The organism is Pseudooceanicola lipolyticus, assembly GCF_002786325.1.
GTDB classification, from domain to species: domain Bacteria; phylum Pseudomonadota; class Alphaproteobacteria; order Rhodobacterales; family Rhodobacteraceae; genus Pseudooceanicola_C; species Pseudooceanicola_C lipolyticus.
On the sequence record NZ_PGTB01000190.1, the window covers coordinates 1 to 6,515 of the forward strand.

Consider the following 6,515-nt stretch of genomic DNA (forward strand, 5'->3'; position numbering starts at 1 on the left):
CGACGCGGCCGCCTGAGCGCGGTATCCGCAGCGCAGTCCCGGGCTTGCCCCGGGATCTCGGGACCGGCCCGGCGCGGCCCCGGCTGATCGGCCGGGGCCGCGTCTTTTTCCCTATGCCACGCCGGTGGCGGCGCGGTTCGAGAACGCCTGCGCGGTGTCGAAAAACGCCTCGACAATATCGCCCCGCGCTTCGGCCAGGCTGAAGGCGGTCTCGTCGGTTTCGGCCTTCATTTCGTCGATGGGCAGGCGTTTGACCCCGTCGGCGCGGCTGGTGCCGTATCGCCACAGAAACCCGATGCCCAGCCCGTTTACCACCGCCTCGTACAGCCCGTCACGGGCATCCAGCGTCAGGAACGGCACCGGCACCTCGCCGGTCCGGGCGAACATGCGGTCCACCACCCGCTGCGTCGACGACCCGCGGGCGCGGAAGATCAACGGCTCGCGCCGCAGCTGCTCGGCGCTGACGCTGTCGCCCGCGGCCAGGGGATGGCCCAAGGGGGCAATCGCCACCACCGCGTTGCGCGCCAGCCCGGCGCGGCGAAACCGGCGGTCGGGCGGCACGTCGGGCAGCACGCCGATATCCACCTCGTGGGTCAGCACCGCACGGGTGATCTTTTCATGCGAACCGGTCTCGATCCGGATCTCCACCCCCGGATAGGCGCGGTGGAAATCGGCGACCAGCGCCATGCCGGGCATCGCGTTGCCAAGGCCGATGGCAATCTCGCCCCGCGCCAGCGACGAGCGGCGGCGCAACATGCGTTCCGCATCGCCGCGCGCCTCGGCCATGCGTTCGGCGGCGTTGCACAGGTCCAGGCACAGCAGCGTCGGCACCAGCCGCCCGCCTTCGCGCCGGAACAGTCGAATGCCGTAATCCGATTCCAGGGTCCGAATCTGTTTCGAGACGTTGGGCTGCGACACGCCCAGCTGCCGCGCCGCCGCCGCGTAAGACCCGGAATCGGCCACGCAGCGCACCGCTTCGAGGCGTGAAATGGTCAAAGTCATGCACGGCTCCAATCAAAGGTTTGAACGGAGCAAACCCTAGCTTTGGTTTGTTACAGCCACGTCACAGCCTGGCGCCATGGTCGCGCCAAGGGCCGCGTTGACCCGCCCCCGACACTGACAAGCGATGCCGCGCGGCCCGTGCCCGCGCGAGGAATGGAGTTTGGACCTTGGACAAGCGGATCGGCGATCCCCCCACCTGCCACCCGGTGCTGGATGCCAGGCATGTGGCACAGGCCCGGATCGTGCTGTGCGATCTGGACGGCTGCCTGATTTCCGAGGGCCGCGCCTTTGACGAGGCGCCGGATTTCGTGGCGGGCTGCGGTGACCGGTTGTGGATCGTGTCGAACCGGTCGGACATGACCGCCGCCGCGCTGGCGCAGCAGCTGGCGCGGTTGCAGCTGGACATCCCGCGCGACCGTATCCTGCTGGCCGGGGAATGCGCGCTGTCCCACCTGGCGGAAACCGGGCTGAACCGGCTGCGGCTGCAGGCGGCGGAACCGCTGCGCAAGCTGGCGGTCGAGATGGGGTTCGAACTGAACCACCCGCTGCCGCAGGCGGTGCTGCTGTGCCGCGATCCCAAGCTGACGGTTGATGGGTTCGGCTCGCTGCTGAACGATCTGGACCGCGACATTCCGCTGTGGATCGCCAACGAGGATCTGTCGCATCCCGGCCTAGACGGGCGCGTCGTGGCCGAAACCGGCGCCCTGCTGGCCGCGCTCCGGGCGATCCGACCGCAACTGGGCTGGCATACCGTCGGCAAACCCCATCCCTATATGCTGCACCACGCGCTCGACGCGGCCGGGATCGCGCCGGAAGCGGCGATATTCCTGGGTGACAATCCCGACACCGACGGCCGCGCCGCCCGGCGGGCCGGCGTGCCCTTCCTGCAGATCGACCGGAGCCTGGCGCGATGACGGTTTATGTCCTGCGCGTTCTGGTCAAGATGGCGATCACCCTGTTCGTGATCGTCTCGGCCACCTTCCTCGCCACCCGGCTGTCGGGCAGCCCGCTGGAAACCTTCCTGGGTGAAGGTCTGACGGCCGAGGGACGGCAGGCGCTGATCGATTATTTCGAACTCGACCGTTCGCTGTGGCATCAATACCTGGCCTATCTGCGCGGGGTGCTGTCGGGCGAATTCGGCCTGGGCTTTGTCGAGCGGCGGCCGGTGACCGAGATCGTCGCCGACCGGATTTGGCCGTCGTTACAGCTGTTGCTGGCCTCGATCGGGCTGACCCTGGCGGTCTCCATCCCGCTGGGGGTGATCGCGGCGGTGTATCGCAAGCACTGGATCGGTTCGGCGGTGATGGTGCTGGCCTTTACCGGCTATGCGGTGCCGGCCTTTGTCCTCGCGATCTTCATGATCCTGGTGTTTTCCTACACGTTGAACTGGCTGCCGGTGGTGGGCAACGGCAGCGCGGCGCATTTCATCATGCCGACCATCGCCATGTCGGGGGTGCTGATCGCGGCGCTGACACGGTTCACCCGCAACGCCATGTTGGACGTGCTGGGGCAGGATTTCATCCGCACCGCCCGCGCCAAGGGTCTGCCGGAACTGTGGGTGGTGCTGAAACACGGGCTGGGCAATGCCTCGATCACCGTGATCTCGGTGATCGGGCTGCAGATCGCCGGGCTGGCCGCGGCGGGCAGCGTGGTGGTGGAAAGCATCTTTTCCTGGCCGGGCATCGGCGAATTGCTGGTCACCTCGGCCATCGTGCGCGACTACCCGTTGCTGCAATTCGGCGTCATCACCGTGGCGGTGGCCGTGGTGGTAATCAACGCCATCACCGACATCGCCTATGCGCTGGCCGATCCGCGCATTCGCCTGGCCCGGAGTTGACCGATGGCAAGTTTTGCAGACCTCCCGCTCAGACGCCGTCGCCGCGCCGCCGGTGCGGGCACCGATGTGATCCAGAAGGCGGCGCTGGTGCTGGCGGTGCTGCTGGCGGCGGCGGCGCTGCTGGCGCCGCTGATCGCGCCCTTCGATCCGCTGGGTCAAAGCCTGATCGCGCGGCTGCGCCCGCCGCTGGGCTTTGAGCGCTACAGCGCCGGGCACCTGCTGGGCACCGATGAACTGGGCCGCGATGTGCTGTCGCGCGCGCTGTACGGGCTGCGCCTGACCATGTCGCTGGCGCTGGCGGGGGCGCTGATCGGGCTGTTGGTCGGCGGCACGTTGGGCCTGGTCGCCGGACTGCGCCGGGGCTGGGCGGAAGACACCATCATGGGGCTGGTCGACATGCAGATCGCGGTGCCATTCACCCTGATCGCGCTGCTGATCCTGGCGCTGCTGGGGTCGTCGATGACGGTGCTGGTCTTCGTGCTGGGCATTGCCGGCTGGGAACAATATGCCCGCATCGTCCGGGCCGAGGTGCGGCGCCTGGCGGCACAGCCGTTTATCGAGGCGGCGCGCGCCGCCGGTGGCGGCACCATTTATATCGCGCGGCACCACCTGCTGCCCAATATCGTCTCGCCGCTGGTGGTGCAGTTCACCCTGGCACTGTCCAATATCGTCATCCTGGAAAGCACGCTGTCCTTCCTGGGCCTGGGGGTGCAACCGCCGCAGCCCTCGCTGGGATCGATGGTGGGACTGGGGCGCGACTATATGCCGACGGCGCCGTGGATCGTGCTGGCTCCGGCGGCGCTGATCATCCTGCTGACCTTTGCCGTGCAGATCCTCGGCGACTGGATCCGCGACCGCGCCGATGTGCGGCTGCGGGAAAGATAACCCCAAGACGGCCGGATCACCGGCCCCTGACGAAGACCTGAAACCAAACGGAGACCACCGATGCTCAGACTGCTCCTGACCACCGCCCTTGCCGCCGGGCTTGCCCCGGCCGCCTTTGCCCAGTCGATCACCGTGGGCGCGGCCAACGTGTCGTCCTATCTCGACCCCGGCCGCGACCATTCCAATGTCGGCTCGCAGTTCTACTACAACGCCTTCGACACGCTGATCGATCGCGACCATTCCAAGCTGGAGCCGGAATGGGTGCCGGCGCTGGCCACCGAATGGAATCTGGTGGCGCCGACGGTCATGGAGCTGAAGCTGCGCGAGGGCGTGACCTTTCACAATGGCGAGCCGATGAATGCCGATGACGTGGTGTTTTCGCTGAACCGGATGATCCAGGCCACCTTCCCGCCCTACGTGGTGCGGGCCAAGGACCGGCTGGGCAATTTCACCAAGGCGGAAAAGATCGACGACTATACCGTGCGCATCCACGCCGCCCGTGAAGAGCCGCTGTGGGAAACGCTGATCAGCCTGCAGCAGGTGATGATCATCCCCGAAGACTACACCAAGGCGCTGTCGGGAGATCCGCACGTGGCCGAGGATGGCGATTACGAGGCCTTCTCGCTGGCACCGGTCGGCACCGGGCCCTACAAGATCGCCGCGTTCCAGCCGGGCGAAAAGATCGTTTACGAACGCTTCGACGCCTTCTGGGGCGATGCCGCGCCGCTGCAAACCGCCACGGTGGTTCAGATCGCGGAAACCGCGTCGCGGCTGACCGCGCTGAAGACCGGCGAGGCCGATATCGTGACCAACATCGCGCCCGATCAGCTGATGCTGATCGAAAACGACCCCGAGCTGAAGACCGCGGGCTCGGCCACCGCGCTGTTCCACGTCATGATCATGAACATGAACCATCCCAAGCTGCAGGACCCGCGCATCCGCCAGGCGATGAGCCTGGCCATCGACCGCGACGTGCTGAACGAGGCGCTGTGGCTGGGCAAGGCGGTGGTGCCGTCGACCCATACGATGAAAGAGATGGGCGCGCTGCATCAGCCCGACCTGGTGACCTTCGAATTTGATCCCGACCGCGCCAAGGCACTGTTGGCCGAAGCCGGCTATGATGGGTTCGAAATCACCTTCGACACCGCGCCGACCTATTACACCAACGGTCTGCTGGCCGCGCAGGCGATCATGGAGATGTGGGCCGCCGTCGGCATCAATGGCCGCGTCAATGTGCAGGACCAGTGGAGCGGCAGCGACCCCGAGATGATGGCGCGCAACTGGTCCAACCCGATGTATTTCGCCGACCCGTTCGGATCCTTCGGCGTGATGTGGGCGCCTGGCGGCCCGTCGGAAAGCGAAGGCCGCTTCAACACCGATGCCGAATATGCCGAAAAATGGGAACGCTTCCGCTTTTCGACCGATGTCGAGGCGCGCAAGGCGGCCTATGCCGAGCTGATGGAGGAAATCGCGCAGGATCCGCCGGTTCTGCCGCTGTACCGCCCGTTTGAAAGCTGGGGCATGAACAAGTCGGTCAACTGGGCGCCGATGCCGGGACACATTCCTTATGTGCTCGACTTCCGCGCCGGCAGCATCTCGCTCGCCGACAGTTGATCGCCCTCTGCCCGGGCGGTTCCCCCATGCCGCCCGGGCATATTCCTCACCCCGGAGACCTGATATGACCCGCATCGCCATCGTCGCCGATATTCATCACGGCAAGCCTTCGCATACCAAACGCGGCGACACCGCGCTCGACCTGCTGGCCGGCTTTGTCGCCTTCTGCAACGCCGAGGCGCCCGATCTGGTGCTGGATCTGGGCGACCGGATCTCGGATGTCGACAGCCAGACCGACGCGCGGCTGGAAGGCGAGGTCGCCGAGGTGTTCTCGACCATCGACGCGCCGGTCTATCACATCTGCGGCAATCACGACCGCGACCATCTGAGCGTGGCCGAGAATGAAGAGATCCTCGGCTGCGCGCTGGATCACCACGTGATCGACCTGGGCGCCTGGCAGCTGGCGCTGTGGCGCGCCGACAGCGTGATCCACCGGACGCCGCCGCATATCGGCTTTGACCTGCCCGAGCCCGACCTGCTGTGGCTGTCGCGGCTGATGCAGAATGCCGACAAACCAACACTGGTGGCCAGCCATGTGCCGGTGTCGGGCCACAGCCAGATTGGCAACTACTATTTCCAGCGCAACGCCGCGATTTCCACCTATCCGCAGGCCGATCGTGCCCGCCAGGCCCTGGCGCAGGCACAGGTGCCGGTGGCCTGCCTGGCCGGCCATGTGCATTGGAACACCGTGACCACGGTTGACGGCATCCCGCATATGACCCAGCAGAGCCTGACCGAAAGCTTCACCACCGGTGGTGAACCGGCCCGCGCCTGGGGCATGATCGAACTGGGCGACACGGTGGACTGGCAGGTGTTCGGCGATGATCCGTTCCAGGCGCGGCTGACCCCGACCGCGCGCCGCTGGACGCCGCCACTGGCCCCGTTCACCCGCGCGCTTGCCGCAGAGTGACCGTCATGCTTCCCGACACGCCAATCCTGTCGGTCAAGAACCTGCGGGTGGCCTTTGGCCGCCACGAGGCGGTGCGCGGCCTGTCCTTCGATATCCATGCCGGCGAAACCCTGGCACTGGTGGGCGAAAGCGGATCGGGCAAATCGGCCACGGCGCTGTCGATCCTGCGCCTGATCGAGCGCGAGGGCGGGCGCATTACCGGCGGCTCGATCCGGCTGGGCGGGACGGCGCCGGCCGAGATCACCGCGCTGCCGCCGGCGGCGCTGC

The 6,515-nt window shown here is 66.8% G+C and carries 7 protein-coding genes; 6 read left to right on the plus strand and 1 reads right to left on the minus strand.

Translation table 11 applies throughout. The features are described from left to right. Positions 1-111: 111 nt before the first annotated feature. Positions 112-1,002, minus strand: a complete 891-nt coding sequence (locus tag CVM52_RS22590) for a LysR substrate-binding domain-containing protein (RefSeq protein ID WP_100164626.1) — start codon at positions 1,000-1,002, stop codon at positions 112-114. 167 nt (positions 1,003-1,169) lie between these two features. On the opposite strand from CVM52_RS22590, the gene CVM52_RS22595 reads away from it, so the two are divergent. The 6 genes from CVM52_RS22595 to CVM52_RS22620 form a co-directional block, all read left to right on the plus strand. Continuing rightward, on the plus strand, positions 1,170-1,916 hold the full coding sequence (locus CVM52_RS22595; RefSeq protein WP_100164627.1) for an HAD family hydrolase: 747 nt from the start codon (positions 1,170-1,172) through the stop codon (positions 1,914-1,916). Beyond that, entirely contained in the window at positions 1,913-2,839 is a 927-nt protein-coding gene (locus CVM52_RS22600) for an ABC transporter permease (protein WP_100164628.1), read from the plus strand. Before CVM52_RS22595 ends, CVM52_RS22600 begins: the two co-directional genes overlap by 4 nt. Positions 2,840-2,842: 3 nt before the next feature. Further along, positions 2,843-3,724 (plus strand): ABC transporter permease, encoded by an 882-nt coding sequence (locus CVM52_RS22605; protein ID WP_100164629.1) that lies wholly within the window; start codon positions 2,843-2,845, stop codon positions 3,722-3,724. Positions 3,725-3,784: 60 nt separating this feature from the next. Then, positions 3,785-5,338 carry an ABC transporter substrate-binding protein gene (locus CVM52_RS22610; protein ID WP_100164630.1) on the plus strand — a complete coding sequence of 518 codons (1,554 nt, stop codon included), beginning with the start codon at positions 3,785-3,787 and terminating at the stop codon, positions 5,336-5,338. Positions 5,339-5,402: 64 nt separating this feature from the next. Beyond that, positions 5,403-6,248 carry a metallophosphoesterase family protein gene (locus CVM52_RS22615; RefSeq protein WP_100164631.1) on the plus strand — a complete coding sequence of 282 codons (846 nt, stop codon included), beginning with the start codon at positions 5,403-5,405 and terminating at the stop codon, positions 6,246-6,248. 5 nt (positions 6,249-6,253) lie between these two features. Beyond that, positions 6,254-6,515 (plus strand): ATP-binding cassette domain-containing protein (locus tag CVM52_RS22620; protein WP_133119946.1); only part of this gene is annotated, 262 nt, incomplete at its 3' end.

What these genes read in the sequence shown, in the direction of transcription:
- CVM52_RS22615 (WP_100164631.1), top strand. Translation starts at nt 5,403, where the DNA reads ATGACCCGCATCGCCATCGTCGCCGATATTCATCACGGCAAGCCTTCG.
- CVM52_RS22590 (WP_100164626.1), bottom strand. Translation starts at nt 1,002, where the DNA reads ATGACTTTGACCATTTCACGCCTCGAAGCGGTGCGCTGCGTGGCCGAT.
- CVM52_RS22600 (WP_100164628.1), top strand. Translation starts at nt 1,913, where the DNA reads ATGACGGTTTATGTCCTGCGCGTTCTGGTCAAGATGGCGATCACCCTG.
- CVM52_RS22605 (WP_100164629.1), top strand. Translation starts at nt 2,843, where the DNA reads ATGGCAAGTTTTGCAGACCTCCCGCTCAGACGCCGTCGCCGCGCCGCC.
- CVM52_RS22610 (WP_100164630.1), top strand. Translation starts at nt 3,785, where the DNA reads ATGCTCAGACTGCTCCTGACCACCGCCCTTGCCGCCGGGCTTGCCCCG.